We start from the raw sequence: 18,165 nt of genomic DNA, 5'->3' as shown, positions 1-18,165 counted from the left end.
CTTGCCATGACAGCGAAATCAAACGTTGCAGAAAAATCAAACATTGCCGATAGAGACAAAGCGACACAGAAGAGAAACGACAAGATGCTGCCTGATGGTCCAGATTGGACGTTCAACCTCTTAGAGCAATATCACGTAGAAATTAAGCGTGTGGCGCAACATTACCGTTTAGACACTTACCCAAACCAGATTGAAGTGATTACTTCAGAGCAGATGATGGATGCTTACTCCAGTATTGGTATGCCTATCAACTATAACCACTGGTCATTTGGTAAGAAATTCATTCAAACCGAGCAAAACTACAAACACGGCCAAATGGGCTTAGCGTACGAAATCGTGATCAACTCAGATCCGTGTATCGCTTACTTAATGGAAGAGAACACGGTCACCATGCAAGCGTTAGTAATGGCGCACGCTTGTTACGGCCATAACTCTTTCTTTAAGGGCAACTACCTATTCCAAACTTGGACAGATGCAAGCTCGATTATCGATTACTTGCTGTTCGCTAAGAAGTACATTAGTGGTTGTGAAGAGAAATATGGTGTCGCTGAAGTCGAGCAGCTGCTTGATTCTTGCCATGCACTGATGAACTACGGCGTAGATAGATACAAACGCCCAGAGAAGATTTCCATTGCGGAAGAAACCGCAAGACAAGAGGAACGTGAAGCGTATCTACAATCTCAAGTGAACGAACTTTGGAGAACGGTTCCTCAGAACAAAAGTAAGGAAGAAGAGACCAAGATACGTTTCCCTAGTGAGCCTCAAGAAAACATTCTCTACTTCATCGAGAAGAACGCACCACTGCTTGAGCCTTGGCAGCGTGAGTGTGTTCGTATTGTTCGCAAGGTGAGTCAATACTTCTATCCTCAGAAACAAACTCAAGTGATGAACGAAGGCTGGGCAACCTTCTGGCATTACACCATTCTTAACCATCTTTACGACGAAGGCTTGGTGAGTGATAAGTTTATCTTAGAATTCCTACACAGCCACACCAGTGTGGTTGCTCAACCCGCCTACAACAGCCCTTATTTCAGTGGGATCAATCCTTATGCGCTTGGCTTTGCGATGTTTAGAGACATCCGACGCATCTGTGAAGAGCCAACCGATGAAGATAGAGAGTGGTTCCCTGAATTAGCCGGAAGTGATTGGTTAGAAGCAGTGCACTTTGCGATGCACAACTTCAAAGATGAAAGCTTCATCAGCCAATACCTTTCACCAAAGATCATTCGTGACTTTAAGCTGTTCTCGGTGCTCGACGACGACCGTAAAAATACCATCGAAGTCAGTGCAATTCACGATGACCCGGGCTATCGCTTAATTCGTGAAAAGCTTGCGGCGCAATACAATCTAAGCAACCTTGAGCCGAATATTCAGGTGTTTAATGTCGATGTTCGCGGTGACCGCTCGATGACACTGCAGTATGTGCCTCACGGCCGTATCCCGCTTGATAAAGGCTACGACGAAGTGATGAAACATCTCTATCGCTTGTGGGGTTTTGATGTAATTTTGGAAGAGCTCAAAGATACGGGTCATAGAGAGATTCTGACAACTTGTCCAAAGCGTAATGACTATGGAGCCAAGATTTAATATCAATCACAGTAAATAAGTGATTGGTATAAAACTCCGCTCCCCCTACAACATAGTGGTTAAACCCGCTCGGAAGTGGAGCAATAAAAAAGCGCATAAGTCTTATGACTTATGCGCTTTCTTTTTAAGGCTCAAACGGCTGCAAATGAACGTAAGGCACTAAACCTAGAACTAGAACTAGAACTAGAACTCAATAAGCTTAAACAATCGGCTTTTGGCCGCGTTCAATCAGCTTCATCAGCACGCTGTCTGCAGATTTACCTGCCACGCCCGCTAGTTTGTCTGAAAGCTTTTTCTTCTGTACGTAGTGAATCGCTAGAACTGTTTTGTCCTTACATGCCGCTACGACTAAATCATCAGAAGTGCTAATCTCATCCACCAGCCCAAGTTCATGCGCTTGTGTACCAAACCAGTGCTCACCCGTTGCTACTTTTTCAAGATCTAGCGCAGGTCTGTGGTCACGGATGAAATCTTTAAACAAACCATGAGTTTCCTCTAGCTCTTCTTTAAACTTCTCGCGTGCTTTATCACTGTTCTCACCAAACATAGTAAGCGTGCGTTTGTACTCACCTGCCGTTAGCTGTTCGAATTCAATGTCGTGCTTTTTAAGCAGTTTGTTGAAGTTTGGCAGTTGAGCGATAACACCAATAGAACCAACAATAGCAAACGGTGCAGATACGATTTTGTCTGCAATACATGCCATCATGTAACCGCCGCTTGCCGCCACTTTGTCTACCGAGATAGTCAGAGGCAAACCTGCCGCTTTGATACGATCAAGTTGAGAAGACGCTAAACCGTAGCCGTGAACCATGCCACCGCCAGATTCAAGTTTAAGTAATACTTCATCGCCTTCACGAGCAACAGCCAGAACCGCCGTTACCTCTTCACGTAATGAAGCCACTTCTTTCGCATCAATGCTGCCGTTAAAATCAAGAACGAATAGATGTGGTTCACGCTTACTATCAAGCTCACCCTCTTTCGCTGCTTTCTTCACTTCTTTACCGCGTGATTTTACTTTCTCTTTTTCCGCTTTCTTTTCTGCTTTATCGCGGGCTTTGATGAAAGCATCATCATGCAAATGGTGCTCTAGTTGTTCAATCGTTTGTTTGTGATGCTCAGATAGGTTCGTGATTTCCAGCTCACCTTTAATTGCGCTTGATTTTCCACCCACAGATTTAGCTATCACTAAAATTGCAATGATGGCGATTACAACGGTCGCAATCTTGGCTAAAAACAAGCCGTAGTCCAACAAAAATTCCAATGTCATATCCCCTATTGTATGAATTAGTGTATTGTAACCATCTTGTCACGATTACCAAGAATTTCTCATCATTCCTGCGGTTATCTGTGTGATTAAACATCAATGGAATGACGAACATAATAAAAGAAAGAAGGATAAGCACAGTGGATTACCCAATCTCTACAGATGCCCTCAAAGATAAAGTAATTTTGGTTACAGGTGCCGGTGCTGGCATTGGTCGCCAAGCAGCACTAAGCTTCGCTCAACATGGTGCAACTGTCATTCTGTTAGGCCGTAATGTTAAAAACCTTGAATTCATTTACGATGAAATCGAAAGTGCTGGTTACCCACAGCCTGCGATCATCCCATTGGATCTAAAAGGCGCGACAAAGCAGAACTACATTGATATGGCTGAAACCATTGAGTCACAGTTCGGTCGTTTAGACGGTCTACTTCATAACGCTGGCGTTCTCGGTACTCTGAGCCCGTTTGAGCAGATTGATGAAGAAACCTTTGATGATGTTATGCAGATCAATGTGAAGTCTGAGTTCTTGATGACTCAAGCACTACTGCCTGCACTTAAGAAAGCGGAAGCGGGTCGTATCGTATTCACCTCTTCTACCGTTGGTCACTCTGGCCGTGCATTCTGGGGCACTTACGCGATTTCTAAGTTTGCTACCGAAGGGATGATGCAGATCTTAGCGGATGAACTTGAAGACACAAACATCCGTGTTAATGCGATCAACCCAGGCGGTACTCAAACGCGCATGCGTGCAAAAGCGTACCCAGGTGAAGATGCTAACAAGCTGAAAACGCCACTGGACATTATCCCACTGTACCTACACTTAATGAATCCAAGTGTGACAGACATTAATGGCCAATGTATCGACGCTCAACCTAAGTAGTTGATATTATAACCAATCGTAAAAAGTCGCTTTAATAGCGGCTTTTTTTGTATCTAAATCAATCAACTAGCACTTACTTCCGCTAATTATCATCATTTTGCTTTGCATCTTTTTCATTGTTAAATATACTGTATAAATATACAGGTGTTTAATTATGCATGAACTCATAAAAAACTTACAAGACCGCCAGTTAATCTGGAAAGGGCTACAATCAACAACGCAAGGAAGTACTACTTCAACAGGCTATCCGCAATTGGATAAACAACTTGATGGTGGCTTTCCTACACACGGCGTTATTGAAGTTGAATCACAACAAGGGATTGGCGAACTACGCCTGCTTACCCCCTATTTAGCTCAGCAAAACTCACAGAAACTGGCCATATTCATTAACCCGCCAGGGAAGATCTGTGCCGAGTTTTTTAGCAGCCAAGGGATTGAACTCGATAACATCTTAGTAATCGAGCCTCAACGCGATCTCGATGCATTGTGGGCTGCTGAACAATGCCTCAAGAGTGGTGCTTGTCATTCTGTATTGTTATGGGGGGCCGATCTCGAAATCCACCAAACCAAACGCCTACAAGCCGCAAGTGAAACGGGCAAGTGCCTGCAATTTCACTTTAAAGCCACCAGCCATAATCAGTTATCTCTGCCCGTTTCTTTAAGCATGAAGCTCTCTTCTCACGCGCAGGGTTTAAAGGTTGAGGTGACTAAGAGAAAAGGTAGCTGGTCGTATGGCAGCTTTATTCTCGACATGACCCCAAATTGGCCGTTACTGACAGAGAAAATCATCAGCATCGATAGTTCACACCACGGTCTGTCAGGTAATACTGTATTGGCCTTTCCTATTGCGAAACAAGGTTAGCGCATGCTGTGGCTTTATTTGCACTTTCCATCTCTGCAGTTAGACACCTTATTTAACTCTAATGAATTGGGTTCGAACGAAGAATCACACGAGCAACCTCTTATCATCGTCGATGAGAAAGATCATCGTGTGCTGCAAGCTAACCAAGCCGCGTTGCAATCGGGTATCACACTCGGCATGGGGCTAGGGTCTGCAGCAGCTTTGTGTCACAACTTACACGTCCACCCTTACAGAATTGAGCTAGAAAAAAGTAAGCTCAAAGAGATTGCTCAATGGGCCTATCTAGTCACATCCGACATGGCGTTACTGCCACCCAATGGATTATTGATTAAGGCCTCTAACATGCTGTCGCTTTACGATGGGCTAGATAACTACTGGCATGAACTCAAAAGCCATTTAGAAACGCTCAATATCCAGTTCAGCTTTGCTACAGGTTATTCTCCACTTTCTGCAATCCTTTTAGGCAAACAATCCATCAACCAAGCGACGAACAATGTTGAGCAGATGAAAGCTTGGGTTAACCAACAAGCACTGAGTTCAAGCGAACTGCCTGCTAAACAAGTTGAGCGCCTGAATCGTGTTGGTATCAATGTCGTTGAAGACTTATTAAAACTGCCTTTGCAAGAAGTCGCGCGCCGCTTTGATATCGACTTGGTGAACTATGTTGGTCGTCTTAATGGGCAGTTCAAGCACCCGATTGATTTCTATCACCCACCAGAGAGTTTTCAACAATATTTGGAGCTGCTGTTTGATATTGAAAACATCCTGTTCATCGAAAAGCCTTTGCTGAAATTGTTGAATCAGCTCGAGTGTTTTTTGAGGTTACGTGACCGAGTGGCTTTCGAGTTAACGCTGACTTTGCACCTAAGGGATAAAGACGACCATCATGTCTCTTTTTATTCCGCGCAGGGCGATTACCTTGCAAGTAAATGGGTGAACCTAACGCATCTCACCTTAGAGTCACTGAAGATCACAGCCCCCGTTCAAGGACTCACTCTCTCGTTAACTCGTCATGGTGAGCCTCAAATGGCCTACCATGATCTTTTTGATGGTAATACAGGAACACTTGCTGCGTTAGATCTGCTCTCGCTGCTGCAAGCCAAGTTAGGGCAAGCTTGTATTCAAACACCGAAAATACAGCATGACCCAAGGCCAGAGAAAGCGAACCAATATTCACTGCCGACACTGGGGAATACAGAAAAAAAGAGACAAGTTTCCCAAGATGTCGCGCAACAAACTATGACAGCTTCCAACATCAGCCAACAAAGACTTCGACCGAGCATCTTACTGCCCGAGCCCAAAGCCTTAACCGAGGATGTCACCTTATCTCAAGGCCCTGAGCGCATTGTTTCTGGCTGGTGGGATGGTGAGAAAATCATTCGTGACTACTTTATTGCTCACAGTGAAAACGGCCGATGGTTATGGGTCTTTAGGACGCCAGATAAACAATGGTTTTTACACGGCTTATTTAGCTAGTCTGTAGGAAAGAAGTCAGTCAGACAATTTTTACTAACGATTTCAACGCCCCTTTTCAATCATGTTCACTCGTAATGATTAAGTGAGATTACGTTATGTCTCAGCAATACTCAGAGCTCTTCTGCCAAAGTAATTACTCCTTTCTAGAGGGAGCTTCGCACGCAGAAGAGCTTGTTTTACAGGCCGACTTTTTACGCTACAAAGCACTCGCGGTCACCGACGAGTGCTCGGTGGCAGGCATCGTTAAGGTTCACTCTGCGATCAAGCAACATAAACTGTCGCTCAAGCAAATTGTCGGGAGCCTATTTTGGTTAAATGAAGAGTGCCAAGTTGTCTTGTTATGTCCAAATAGACAAGCCTATGCCGAACTGTGCCGTATTATTACCAACGCTAGACGTCGTAGCAGCAAGGGACATTATCAGCTCTCTGAGTGGGATATCATGTCGGCTAAGCACTGCTTCATCCTGTGGTTGCCTCAACAGAAAAATGAAGACGCACATTGGGGACAGTGGCTTTCTCAGCACCACTCAGGTCGGTTATGGATTGGCTTACAACGACACCTGAAACAGACCGATCAACAGTACATTGATTACTGCGTTGTTCTGTCACAACATCACCAACTGCCTATTACAGCTTGCGGTGGCGTGTTAATGCACAATGTTAATCGCTTGCCCTTACAGCACTCACTCACCGCGATTAAATATCAAAAGTCAGTGACCGAAGTTGGCAGTCACTTACTGGCGAATGCCGAGCGCTGTTTACGAAGTATCAATAAGCTCTCTCATATCTTCAAAGCTGAGTGGTTGGAAGAGAGCAACCGAATCTCTGAGCTGTGTGAATTTGATTTAGGTAGCCTACGTTACGAATACCCAAGCGAACTTATTCCTCAAGGTGAGACACCCATGAGTTATCTGCGCATGTTGGTCGAGAAAGGAAAAAAGGCTCGCTTTCCACAAGGTGTCCCTAATGACATCCAACAGATCATAGATAAAGAGCTGGGGCTGATTGGCGAGCTCGACTACCCTTTCTTTTTTCTCACGATCCACGACATCGTGATGTTTGCTAAAAGCCAAGGCATTCTTTACCAAGGTCGAGGGTCAGCGGCTAATTCCGTGGTCTGTTATTGCTTAGAAATCACCTCTGTCGACCCAAGACAAATCTCAGTGTTGTTTGAACGCTTCATCAGTAAAGAGCGTGATGAACCGCCTGATATTGATGTCGATTTTGAACACGAACGCCGTGAAGAAGTCATCCAATATATCTATCAAAAATATGGTAGGGAACGTGCCGCGCTTGCTGCTACGGTCATTTCTTATCGCTTCAAAAGTGCGGTAAGGGATGTCGGAAAAGCTTTAGGACTACAGGAAACCCAGCTTGATTACTTCATTAAGAACACCAATCGCAGAGACAAAAGCCTAGGTTGGCAAGCTCAACTCACTCAATTGGGGCTGCAACCAGATTCTTTGAAAGGTCAGCAGTTTATCCATTTAGTAAATGAAATTATCGGCTTTCCACGTCATCTGTCTCAGCATGTGGGCGGCTTCGTGATCTCTTCTGGCCCTCTGTATGAATTGGTTCCTGTCGAAAATGCGGCGATGCACAATCGCACCATTATTCAATGGGATAAGGATGATCTTGAAACCTTAGGGTTACTAAAAGTGGATGTGCTAGCACTGGGTATGCTGTCTGCAATTCGAAAATGTTTCGACCTGATCAAGCGTATTCATGGCCGCTCGTTAACGATCGCAGAGATCACTCGCCTTAAGGATGATCCTCAGGTTTACGGCATGATTCAACGAGCAGACACGGTAGGGATATTCCAAATTGAGTCACGCGCGCAAATGAGTATGCTGCCAAGGCTTAAGCCGAAAACTTATTACGACCTAGTGATTCAAATCGCGATCGTGCGTCCAGGACCAATTCAAGGTGATATGGTGCACCCATTCTTAAAGCGTCGCGATGGTATTGAGCCAATCAGCTATCCATCTAAGGATGTTGAATCGGTACTCTCGCGCACTTTAGGAGTACCGATATTTCAAGAACAAGTGATTAAGCTCGCGATGGTTGCCGCAGGTTTCACAGGGGGTGAAGCGGATCAGCTCAGACGCGCAATGGCCGCTTGGAAGAAGAATGGCAACGTTTTTAAGTTCAAAAACAAGCTCATCGAAGGCATGCAAAAGCGTGGCTACGAAACCGAGTTTGCCGAACAGATTTTTAAACAGATATGTGGATTTGGTGAATACGGTTTCCCTGAAAGCCACTCGGCTTCCTTTGCGGTATTAGCCTATTGTTCAGCTTGGTTGAAATGCTACTACCCTGAGTGCTTCTATGCTTCTTTGTTGAATAGCCAACCCATGGGCTTTTATAGTCCATCGCAGTTGGTTCAAGATGCACAGCGACACAATGTGACGATACTTCCGGTATGTGTGAACGCTTCTCAAAACGACCACATGGTTGTCTCTCATCAGAATGGTCTAGCGATTCGATTAGGGCTGCGACAAATCAAAGGATTCAGTGAGCACGGTATCCAGAGCGTACTTGCCAATCGTCCGCATTCTGGTTATCGCCATCCTAGCCAGGTGAAACAGTTATCGATGAATAAGAAAGATATCGAGCTACTCGCATCAGCCAACGCGCTACATAATGTTTCGGGTGACCGTTTCCAGACGCGCTGGGCAATCATGGACTCCGCTTCTGATTTACCTCTGTTTAGCCAAGTCTATGACGATGTTGGGGATGGACATGACGAACATGCACTGCACAAACCCAATGAGATGCAAGATCTACTCGAAGACTTCACCAGTGTCGGAATTTCATTGAACAAACACCCAATCACTTTACTAGAAGAAGCGGGACGATTAGGTCGATTCACACACATGAAGGATTTAATACAGCAAAGACACAAATCTATGGTCACGGTTGTTGGATTAGTCACAGGAAAACAAGCTCCCGGAACCGCGGCAGGTGTTACCTTTGTTACATTAGAAGATAACACGGGCAATATTAATGTCGTGGTATGGGGAGCCACTGCACGCGCGCAGCAGCAAGCTTACCTGACAGCGAAGGCTTTAAAGGTACAAGGAGTCTTAGAGAAGGAAGGCGAAGTCGTGCATGTGATTGCGGGGAAACTTATCGATATAACTGATGAAATTGTTGGTTTGAACACCAAATCCCGAGATTTTCATTAACGAATCAAGTTGCCCTCCAAGAAACGCTAGAAACGAAAAAGGGAAGCATCCGCTTCCCTTAAATTCAAGTTGTTGAGTTATACCTCAACGTCCGCTTCCGTACAGCTGCATTAATTACAAAATCTGACGCATTCGCTCTTGAGTCACTTCAACTAAGAGGTCTGGTTGGAATTTAGAAATAAAGCGATTACACCCTACTTTCTCAACCATGGCTTCATTGAAACTACCACTTAATGAAGTATTTAGCGTAATAAACAAGTCATGCATTCGAGGATCAGTTCGAACTTCATGAGTCAGTTTATAGCCATCCATTTCTGGCATTTCAGCATCGGTGATCATCAATAATATTTCTTGATTGATGTCTTTGCCTTCATCACACCACTTCTTAAGTAAAGTCAGAGCTTCCAAGCCGTCACAACATTCGATAATGTTCAAACCAAGTTGCGACAAGGTGCCTTTGATCTGGTTGCGCGCTGTTGATGAATCATCCACGATAAGCACATTACGGCCAACCATTTCATTCGCTAACTGCTGATCTAGAACACCGTCAGAAATCGACACATCGTAATCGATGATCTCCGCTAACACCTTTTCAACATCGATGATCTCAACGATTTTGTGCTGCTCTTCTTCTTGGATATGCGTGATAGCAGTTAGGTAGTTTGCTCGACCCGTAGTCTTTGGTGGCGGTTGGATTTCTGTCCATGTCGTATTCACGATATTACGAACTTGTCCAACCAAGAAACCTTGAACGGTTCGGTTGTATTCGGTAATGATCAAGTTGTTTTCTTGAGTCTCATCACGTGATGGTGGGAAACCAATCGCACTGCGTAAGTCAATCACAGGTACAGATTCACCACGCAAAGAAGCAACACCCGTAATATGATGGTGAGAGCCTGGCAAGCGAGTGAGTACAGGCACTTTTAAGACTTCTTTAACTTTAAATACGTTAATCGCAAATAGTTGGCGACTATTTAAGCTAAATAACAAGAGTTCCAGACGGTTTTCACCGACGAGTTTAGTTCTCTGATCAACAGAATTTAAAACGCCAGACATACAACACCTTAGTGACAAATAATAACTGTGGCTACAATAGCCTAATTCGATAGGTTAAAGCAAAGCGCAAATACACAGATGCTTAAACTAAGTACAACAAATGCTGTTATACATAGTTTAAGTGCATGGAAAGGGGTCAAGGAAGGCTAAAAACGATAAAAAAAGGGTTAGCCTTCAATCACTTTCATTAACAATTGGCCGTCATATAAAGCTTGTTTAACAAGCGCAGCACCTGGCATGGTGGCTTGTTTATAGAATCGAGATTCCACCAGCTCTAAATCTTGATGGTAAACCGATAAACTCTGCTCTTCGATACACTTTTGAATCGCAGGATACAACACGCTTTTAGCCTGATTGATAACACCACCTATCAAAATTTTCTCTGGGTTGAAAAGGTTGATCACAATCGCTATCGCGGCACCTAAGTAACGACCTAACTGTTCAATCACTTCAACAGCCAGTGGATCACCATCAGCAGCAGCAGCGCAGATCTGTTCAATTGTGACATCTTCAAACGCCGTTAGTGATGATGCCTCGCCATTAGCCAGTCTTTCTTTGACTTGCTCACGGAGAGCCTGTGAACTCGCAACCGTTTCTAAACAGCCATGATTACCACAATGGCAAAGCTTGCCTTGTTTATCGATCTGAATATGACCCAGCTCACCGATGTTACCGTGGCGACCTTGCAATACTCGGCCGTCGAGAATGATCCCTGCGCCTACACCATGGTGAATCGAGAGCAAAACGGAATTATCGTTATCTTGAGAGTGACCAAACAGCTTCTCTGCTAGTGCCCACGCTCGGGTATCATTGGCAATAAAGACCGGTAGACCTGTTTCTTTGTAGATCTCAGGACCCAACGCTAAGTTTTTAACGTTGTAGTGTGGCATCTGCAACACAATTCCCTGCTCAGAATTCACAAGCCCCGGTAACGTAACCGCAATACTTGTTACCCTATCGAGTTGCTCGGCATAAGTTTGGAAAAACTCATCAATTTCATGCAGAAGACGCGCAAGTACATCGTCTTGGTCACGTTCATGAATATCAATCTTGGTATCGATAAGCACATCGCCGCCCAATTCATGGAGCGCGATCGTTAAGTATCCGCGACCAAGACGCATCGACAGAAACTGCCAACCTTCGTTATTGGTTTGCAGACCGACAGCAGGACGCCCACGAGTCGTGGCTTCTTGAACCGTCGTTTCATGAATAAGGTGAGCTTCAATGAGTTCACGGGTAATTTTAGTAATACTCGCCGGGGCCAACTCACTTTGCTTGGACAGATCGATACGAGAAATAGGACCTTTAAGGTCAATTAGTTTATATACACGACCAGCATTGACCTGTTTGATATGATCAATATGGCCCGGTTGAGCCATGTACATTTTACGCTCCAGAAATCATCAACGAGGTAATTTTTTTACTTTGCGAAGTAATTGTGAAGTCACTTGGTATATCGCCGTGACCCGTATCACGTATATACATGAATCTTTGTGTATCTAGTCAAATAGTTCGAGAAAAATTAGTACCTACATCGATAAATTGAGACTTAATTTTCTCAATGAAACATCGTTATTGAGCCCTGAATTCAATAATTAGATACAAATAAAGAAATATCCTCCTAGCTCCCAATAAATAATCAATTAATGCATATACTTAATTAAGGCGCGTTGACCTTTCGTGGTTAAACTTTGTTCGAGATAAAAGCGTTTTAATCGCGGCGAGGGAGAAGTAGCCTAGTCATTCTAAGCAAATCTCCCTCAACAAAGAGTAAAACGCTTTTTGCGGGGGCGCCCAGCCCGAACCCTTCGGGCAGCGTTTGCTGGTCATTTCTACTACGTTATCGGCTTCTCATGTAGGCTAGCTACACATCAAAGCCTCTGCCTTGTATAAATACCCAGCAACTCGCTGCAAAAATCAGCTCGAAAGATCAACACGCCCTAGTCTTTTAATAGATTACTTGGCCTCACTCTAGGAGTATTCATGACAGCCGAATTAAGAAAAACGAAAATCGTCACAACGCTAGGCCCTTCTACTGATAAAGGTAACGTGCTTGAAGAGATCATCAAAGCCGGTGCCAATGTCGTCCGTATGAACTTCTCTCACGGCACTAGCGACGACCATATACAACGTGCAGAAAATGTCCGAGCAATAGCCAAAAAACTTGGTACTCAGATCGCTATTCTCGGTGACTTACAAGGTCCCAAGATTCGAGTGTCAACATTCAAAGATGGCAAAATCCAACTTGCCGTTGGTGACCAATTTACTCTCGACAGTAGCCTTGGTTTAGGCGAAGGCAACCAACAAGCGGTCGGTCTTGATTATAAAGAATTACCTAACGACGTTTCAGCTAACGACATCCTGTTGCTCGACGATGGTCGTGTGCAGCTAAAAGTAACCGAAGTGGAGGGTTGTCGCGTTCATACCGAAGTCATCATTGGCGGCCCTCTCTCGAATAATAAAGGCATAAACAAGAAAGGCGGCGGCCTTTCCGCAGAAGCGCTGACAGAAAAAGACAAGCGCGACATCGTCACCGCCGCACAAATCAAAGTGGATTACCTCGCGGTGTCTTTCCCACGCAACGGCGAAGACATGCACTATGCTCGTCAGCTCGCACGAGAAGCTGGTTTAGAAGCTCACCTTGTAGCAAAAGTAGAGCGAGCAGAGACGGTAGCCACTGTTGAGAACATGGATGACATCATAATGGCCTCAGATGTTGTCATGGTGGCTCGTGGTGACCTCGGAGTCGAAATTGGCGACCCTGAGTTAGTCGGAGTACAAAAACAGCTTATACGCCGTGCTAGAGCGCTTAATCGAACGGTGATCACCGCAACCCAAATGATGGAATCGATGATTTCAGCGCCAATGCCAACCCGCGCCGAAGTCATGGACGTTGCCAATGCAGTACTTGATGGAACAGATGCGGTCATGCTTTCAGGTGAAACAGCTGCAGGTGATTACCCGGTCGAAACCGTAAAATCAATGGCTGAAGTATGTATTGGTGCTGAAAAGATGGCAGGTATTAACAACCAATCCAATTACCGTATTGATCGCACGTTTGTGACCGCTGAAGAAACCGTTTCGATGGCGACTATCTACTCGGCAAACCATATGGAAGGCATTAAAGGCGTAGTCACTCTCACTGAGTCAGGCCGCACTGCACTGATGATGTCTCGCCTAAGTGCTGACATGCCTATCTATGCGCTATCTCGTAACGAAGGAACACTTAATCGCTGCACCTTGTATCGAGGTGTGACACCTATCTACTTCGAGACAGAAGCCAAAGACAGTTTTGACATTGCCTTATCTACGCTCACCTGCCTAAAAGAGCAAGAGCATCTTAAGTTTGGTGATCTCGTGATCGTCACTCAAGGCGACATTATGGATGTGGCGGGGTCGACCAACTGTATGAGAATCTTGCCTGTCACCTAATGTTTGACCGTAAAGCGAAACGATTAGCATAATTTCAAAGACAAAAAAGGGTTATCGAACCAAGTTCAATAACCCTTTTTCATTTCAGTATATTCTTCGTTAATAACATCAACAATTAACGCCATTACTAGTCAACGACATGGTTACTAAAAATATAGTTACTAAAGATATAGTTAACTAACGGAATGCTAACTCATCAACTTCAAATATTATTAATCAACCTCAAGCATTACTTCTCAGCAGCAATGGAACCCAACTGTGGCATGTATGAACTGCGGGCATTTTCCGTAGAGGTATAAGTCTCTACAAATCGGTAACCCGCTTCTAACCCCAATTCGTAATCGTGCAGTAAATCTTCTTTGTTGCTCATTAATGAACTTGATTTCAGCGGTTTACTTGGGGCTATTTGCACGACAAATGCATCGTCTGGTGGAGAGTTCAAAAAATTCTGGGTCAATGAGTAAGTCTGGTAATGCACCATCAGCATATCCGCTAAACCGGAATCAAACTTATCACCAATCAAATGACTCAAACGATAGATATCATCAGCGCCGAATAACCATCGACCACCATTAAGCAGATCCAAATGTGATCTGTCGCGCTTCTGTTCTTTTGAGCTGAGGATTTGTTGTTGAAAGAAAGAGCTCCAATCGGTTTTCCACTGTTCCACTTTTTGTTGCCAATGACCTTGAACACTGTCAAAAGATTCGCGAAACCATTCCAGTTCTTCGGCTGATATCGGTTTGGGTGTTTTTAATCCCGTACTGTTAACTTGAACTTCAACCTGTTCCTCGAACGCTGGCTCAGTTCGAATTACAACAATGGAACGGGCTTGTTTACGCCATGCTTCTTGAACCGGGATACAAGCTGATACACCACCATCCACATAAGCATTGTCGCCAATAAAGATTTCATCATTGTATAAGCGAGGAATCGCACAGGTTGCAATCATCACTTTGTACCAGTCTTCACCCAATACTGGAAAGTAGTGATCTCGTAAGTCTTTAGAATCCGTGACGGCTGCATAGAAATGGCGATCGCCTAGTGTTTGTCGTCCTAAATCCAAATCAAGCTTGTATGGGTAAGCCATGATTTGTTCTAAGGCCCATTCTAATCCAAGGTTCTTTCTGTGTCGTATATAAGAAAAGAGATTGAAGAATTCAGGGGACGTTGTAAGGTCGAGAAGGAAAGAACGGCCAAGACCTTTATCACGGCACAGATAAGCACACAAATTAAGAGCACCTGCAGAGGTACCAAAAAACTCGTCGAAGGGGTCAAAATTAGAAAGAAGAAAGGCATCCAGCACTCCAGAAGTAAAAATACTTCTCTGTCCACCACCTTGAGCGACCAGTGCTGTTTTTCCAGCAATAAACTTAGCGTAATAGTCTAAGTCTATTGCTGTATCAATATTGGTTATAATCCCACTATTCATTATTCCCTGAGTATAAAAACCCAGCCTCGCAATAGATGGTATTAACTACCAATTGCAATAAAGCCAAATGAGAGAATGATTGCGTAGATAAACATTGTTATTTGTAGGGCATTTTTCAGATTATGGTCCATAGACACCTCTGGCTTATTATTAATTTGTCGAGTCTCTATTTAAGTACTATCAGGTGTGTGAAGTATCTTCAAGAATCGTCGAAATTAGTCGCACAATATTGATGTAACCATCACAATTAGTAAGTGTATGGATAAGGATATACTCATGAATAACAAAGCAAATATAATGGCACTGATTACGCTTCTCTCCGTTTCGAGCGTACATGCCTCGCCGGAGATCATCATTACTCCGATGGTGGGCTATACCGGCGGTGGCAGTGTCGAAGACCAGGACGGTAGAACCTATGATATGAAAGGGGCTGAAAACTACACCTTTGCGATTGAAACGCCATTTGAAAAAGGACGCATCGGCTTTTTCTATTCTAATCAAAGCTCTGAATTAGAAACGCTCAACCTAAGCTCCTCCATCCAATACCTGCACTTTCAAAGTAGCATTTACTACCCAGCTTCTTCTGTGTTGTCTGGTTATTTGGGATTAGGCCTTGGTGCTTCTTACGTCGATGTAGACTGGGCAAAAGATAAGTATGGGTTCTCAACCTCTATCTTTGGTGGTTTAGAGTACAAAGTTAGTGACCGATTAGCGCTAAACACACAACTACGTTGGTTAGGTACCGTTGTCGATAACGACACCTCCGGCGTTTGTAACATCCCAAGTAACGGGCAAGAGTGCATCATCCGCTTTGATACCGACTGGATGAACCAATTCCAAGCCAATGTCGGACTGAGTTTTACTTTCTAAGTATCAATGACCATAAGCATCTCATACCAATAGAACCTCGAATGATTGGATAGTTCAACTATAGAGTGTATGAATTTCAGTCATACGCTCTAGCTTTAAATAAAGTCACATAACCTAATAAATCTGAAAAAATTAGACATATAAACCAATCAGAAAACCCCAAACCAATTCATACCTCTAAAATAACCACCATTTAACATCTTAAATACCATAACCCCACAGTTATTAAACATATCTAATCTATTGCTTTAACCATGCTAACTAGGTAGGCTCATTACCACGCATCAGCTGAATATTTCAGGTTATGCAAACACACATCAAACAATTAAGAATTATCCGCTGAGTTCTCTAAACGCTAACAACATAATAATCTAAACTTTTGCTTATTAACGGAAGATACAATAAACAGTCAAGCCGTTTGCCTGTTTTAACTATCATCTCCTTACCAAGCGCAGCGTGACGAGAAGCTTCATACCTCAGGGAAGTTGTAAAGGAGTTAAATATGAAGCGAGAACAGTGGGGATCCCGAGCAGGATTTATCCTTGCCGCTGTAGGATCTGCTATTGGTTTAGGAAACATTTGGCGTTTTCCATATATGGCTTATGAAAATGGCGGCGGTGCTTTTTTCATTCCATATCTATTTGCCATGCTTACGGCTGGTATTCCATTTATGATCCTAGAGTTCAGTATGGGTCAAAAGTATCGTGGTTCTGCACCTGCAACCTTAGCGCGCATCAACTCAAAATTTGAGTGGCTTGGTTGGTTCCAAGTGTGTGTAGCGGCTGTCATCGCGGTCTACTATGTTGCCGTTATCGGTTGGGCAATATCATACTTCGGTATGTCATTTAATCAAAGCTGGGGAACAGACACTAACGCATTCTTCTTCAGTGAATATCTAGCTCTAGGTGATAACTCACCGACGAACCTAGGTAGCATCCAATGGGGCATCGCTGGCGCAATGTTACTCGCTTGGGCAATCACTTATGCAGCTATCGTGGGTGGTGTTAAAGCTGGTATCGAACGAGCTTCTAAAGTAATGATGCCAGTGTTGTTCATAATGGTGATTTTGCTTATCGGACGCATGGTTTTCCTTCCAGGTGCTCTAGATGGTGTGAACTACATGTTCGAACCTGATTTCAGCAAGATCTGGGACGTAAAAGTATGGGCTGCTGCTTATGGACAAATCTTCTTCACGTTAAGTATCGGTTTTGCGATCATGTTGGCTTACTCAAGCTATTTGCCAGAAAAATCAGATATCACGAACAACGCGTTCATGACGGTTCTTATCAACTGTGGTTTCTCAATTCTTGCGGGTATTATGATTTTCTCTGTTCTTGGCTACATGGCTCAAGAACAAGGTAAACCATTAACTGAAGTAGTATCAGCAGGCGTTGGCCTTGCGTTTGTTACGCTACCTGCTGCGATTAATTTACTTCCAGCACCGTATATTCTGGGTCCACTATTCTTCTTTGCACTTGTTGTGGCTGGTTTAAGCTCTCATATCTCAATTATGGAAGCAGTAACATCTGCAATTATGGACAAGCTGAACTGGAGCCGTAAAAAAGCAGCAAGTATTGTTATTGGCGTTGGTGTTGTGGTGTCCATGGCATTTGCAACTAACGGCGGCCTACTTCTACTAGACCTAGTCGATCACTTCGCTAACAACGTCGGCATCATGGTAGGCGGATTCATTGAAATCCTTCTAATGGCATGGCTACTAAACAAAGTTAGCGATGTACGTACTTACGTCAATGAGATTTCAGATTTCTCTATCGGCGTATGGTTTAACGTATGTTTACGCTTCGTCACTCCAGTTATGCTTGCAATCATTCTTGCAACGAAACTAAGCGCATTGTTTACAGACGGTTACGGTGGCTATGACCTGACTCTTGGCTGGGCAATGATCGCAGGATTACTAGCGATTGGCATTATCATAAATATGACAAGTAAGAAGGAAGCATAATCATGACAACGAGTGCGATTATTATGATGGTTCTTGGTCTTGGTATCACTTGGGGTGGTGCTGCAATTTGCATAAAGCGTGCAATGGATAAACAGAAATAACCTTATTTAAACCATTCAAAAATGCCAGCGACTAAGCTGGCATTTTTTTGTCT

At 43.9% G+C, this 18,165-nt stretch carries 14 protein-coding genes; 9 read left to right on the top strand and 5 right to left on the bottom strand.

What is annotated here, in order from left to right; genetic code table 11:
- Positions 1–6: 6 nt before the first annotated feature.
- On the top strand, positions 7–1,587 hold the full coding sequence (locus tag AB4407_RS08405; protein ID WP_372120215.1) for a SpoVR family protein: 1,581 nt from the start codon (positions 7–9) through the stop codon (positions 1,585–1,587).
- Positions 1,588–1,786: 199 nt separating this feature from the next.
- On the opposite strand, the gene sohB is transcribed toward AB4407_RS08405, so the two are convergent.
- A complete protein-coding gene (gene sohB / locus AB4407_RS08400; protein WP_009849001.1) occupies positions 1,787–2,848 on the bottom strand; it encodes a protease SohB in 1,062 nt (353 codons plus the stop codon).
- Positions 2,849–2,991: 143 nt separating this feature from the next.
- Here sohB and AB4407_RS08395 point away from each other — a divergent pair, with 143 nt between their 5' ends.
- From AB4407_RS08395 to AB4407_RS08380, 4 genes are all read left to right on the top strand, one after another.
- Positions 2,992–3,732, top strand: coding sequence for a YciK family oxidoreductase (locus AB4407_RS08395; protein ID WP_017629695.1), 741 nt, complete (start codon positions 2,992–2,994; stop codon positions 3,730–3,732).
- A gap of 154 nt (positions 3,733–3,886) precedes the next feature.
- Positions 3,887–4,594 (top strand): translesion DNA synthesis-associated protein ImuA, encoded by a 708-nt coding sequence (gene imuA, locus AB4407_RS08390; protein WP_372120213.1) that lies wholly within the window; start codon positions 3,887–3,889, stop codon positions 4,592–4,594.
- A 3-nt stretch (positions 4,595–4,597) separates the two neighbouring features.
- Positions 4,598–6,070: a DNA polymerase Y family protein gene (locus AB4407_RS08385; protein WP_372120211.1), complete on the top strand. Its 1,473-nt coding sequence runs from the start codon at positions 4,598–4,600 to the stop codon at positions 6,068–6,070.
- Positions 6,071–6,165: 95 nt separating this feature from the next.
- Positions 6,166–9,258 carry an error-prone DNA polymerase gene (locus AB4407_RS08380; RefSeq protein ID WP_372120210.1) on the top strand — a complete coding sequence of 1,031 codons (3,093 nt, stop codon included), beginning with the start codon at positions 6,166–6,168 and terminating at the stop codon, positions 9,256–9,258.
- A gap of 114 nt (positions 9,259–9,372) precedes the next feature.
- Here the strand turns inward: AB4407_RS08380 and AB4407_RS08375 are convergent, their stop codons facing one another.
- Both AB4407_RS08375 and AB4407_RS08370 read right to left on the bottom strand, forming a co-directional pair.
- Positions 9,373–10,314 (bottom strand): chemotaxis protein CheV, encoded by a 942-nt coding sequence (locus tag AB4407_RS08375; protein WP_009848992.1) that lies wholly within the window; start codon positions 10,312–10,314, stop codon positions 9,373–9,375.
- 167 nt (positions 10,315–10,481) lie between these two features.
- The gene (locus AB4407_RS08370) at positions 10,482–11,699 is read right to left on the bottom strand and encodes an ROK family protein (protein WP_372120208.1); all 1,218 of its coding nucleotides are present in this window, start codon (positions 11,697–11,699) and stop codon (positions 10,482–10,484) included.
- Between the two features lie 598 nt (positions 11,700–12,297).
- Here AB4407_RS08370 and pyk point away from each other — a divergent pair.
- A complete protein-coding gene (gene pyk, locus AB4407_RS08365; protein ID WP_012603578.1) occupies positions 12,298–13,746 on the top strand; it encodes a pyruvate kinase in 1,449 nt (482 codons plus the stop codon).
- 229 nt (positions 13,747–13,975) lie between these two features.
- On the opposite strand, the gene AB4407_RS08360 is transcribed toward pyk, so the two are convergent.
- Together AB4407_RS08360 and AB4407_RS08355 are read right to left on the bottom strand one after the other, a co-directional pair.
- Positions 13,976–15,178 (bottom strand): patatin family protein, encoded by a 1,203-nt coding sequence (locus tag AB4407_RS08360; protein ID WP_372120206.1) that lies wholly within the window; start codon positions 15,176–15,178, stop codon positions 13,976–13,978.
- A 41-nt stretch (positions 15,179–15,219) separates the two neighbouring features.
- The gene (locus tag AB4407_RS08355) at positions 15,220–15,309 is read right to left on the bottom strand and encodes a YnhF family membrane protein (RefSeq protein ID WP_372120204.1); all 90 of its coding nucleotides are present in this window, start codon (positions 15,307–15,309) and stop codon (positions 15,220–15,222) included.
- Between the two features lie 145 nt (positions 15,310–15,454).
- Here AB4407_RS08355 and AB4407_RS08350 point away from each other — a divergent pair, with 145 nt between their 5' ends.
- From AB4407_RS08350 to AB4407_RS08340, 3 genes are all read left to right on the top strand, one after another.
- A complete protein-coding gene (locus tag AB4407_RS08350) occupies positions 15,455–16,048 on the top strand; it encodes a porin family protein (protein WP_372120202.1) in 594 nt (197 codons plus the stop codon).
- A gap of 502 nt (positions 16,049–16,550) precedes the next feature.
- Complete coding sequence (locus AB4407_RS08345) at positions 16,551–18,011, top strand: sodium-dependent transporter (RefSeq protein ID WP_372120200.1); 1,461 nt, start codon at positions 16,551–16,553, stop codon at positions 18,009–18,011.
- A gap of 2 nt (positions 18,012–18,013) precedes the next feature.
- The gene (locus tag AB4407_RS08340) at positions 18,014–18,112 is read left to right on the top strand and encodes a methionine/alanine import family NSS transporter small subunit (protein ID WP_009848986.1); all 99 of its coding nucleotides are present in this window, start codon (positions 18,014–18,016) and stop codon (positions 18,110–18,112) included.
- The last annotated feature ends 53 nt before the right edge of the window (positions 18,113–18,165 follow it).

Origin of the sequence: Vibrio sp. 10N.261.46.E11 (assembly GCF_041472735.1) — a bacterium.
Classification (GTDB): domain Bacteria; phylum Pseudomonadota; class Gammaproteobacteria; order Enterobacterales; family Vibrionaceae; genus Vibrio.
Note: the sequence above shows the minus strand (reverse complement) of the source record. Positions and strands in the feature narration are given on the sequence as shown.

Coding starts and splice junctions, on each gene's coding strand:
- AB4407_RS08345 (WP_372120200.1), top strand. CDS start 16,551: ATGAAGCGAGAACAGTGGGGATCCCGAGCAGGATTTATCCTTGCCGCT.
- pyk (WP_012603578.1), top strand. CDS start 12,298: ATGACAGCCGAATTAAGAAAAACGAAAATCGTCACAACGCTAGGCCCT.
- AB4407_RS08340 (WP_009848986.1), top strand. CDS start 18,014: ATGACAACGAGTGCGATTATTATGATGGTTCTTGGTCTTGGTATCACT.
- AB4407_RS08355 (WP_372120204.1), bottom strand. CDS start 15,309: ATGGACCATAATCTGAAAAATGCCCTACAAATAACAATGTTTATCTAC.
- AB4407_RS08360 (WP_372120206.1), bottom strand. CDS start 15,178: ATGAATAGTGGGATTATAACCAATATTGATACAGCAATAGACTTAGAC.
- imuA (WP_372120213.1), top strand. CDS start 3,887: ATGCATGAACTCATAAAAAACTTACAAGACCGCCAGTTAATCTGGAAA.
- AB4407_RS08370 (WP_372120208.1), bottom strand. CDS start 11,699: ATGTACATGGCTCAACCGGGCCATATTGATCATATCAAACAGGTCAAT.
- AB4407_RS08385 (WP_372120211.1), top strand. CDS start 4,598: ATGCTGTGGCTTTATTTGCACTTTCCATCTCTGCAGTTAGACACCTTA.
- AB4407_RS08375 (WP_009848992.1), bottom strand. CDS start 10,314: ATGTCTGGCGTTTTAAATTCTGTTGATCAGAGAACTAAACTCGTCGGT.
- AB4407_RS08405 (WP_372120215.1), top strand. CDS start 7: ATGACAGCGAAATCAAACGTTGCAGAAAAATCAAACATTGCCGATAGA.
- AB4407_RS08380 (WP_372120210.1), top strand. CDS start 6,166: ATGTCTCAGCAATACTCAGAGCTCTTCTGCCAAAGTAATTACTCCTTT.
- AB4407_RS08350 (WP_372120202.1), top strand. CDS start 15,455: ATGAATAACAAAGCAAATATAATGGCACTGATTACGCTTCTCTCCGTT.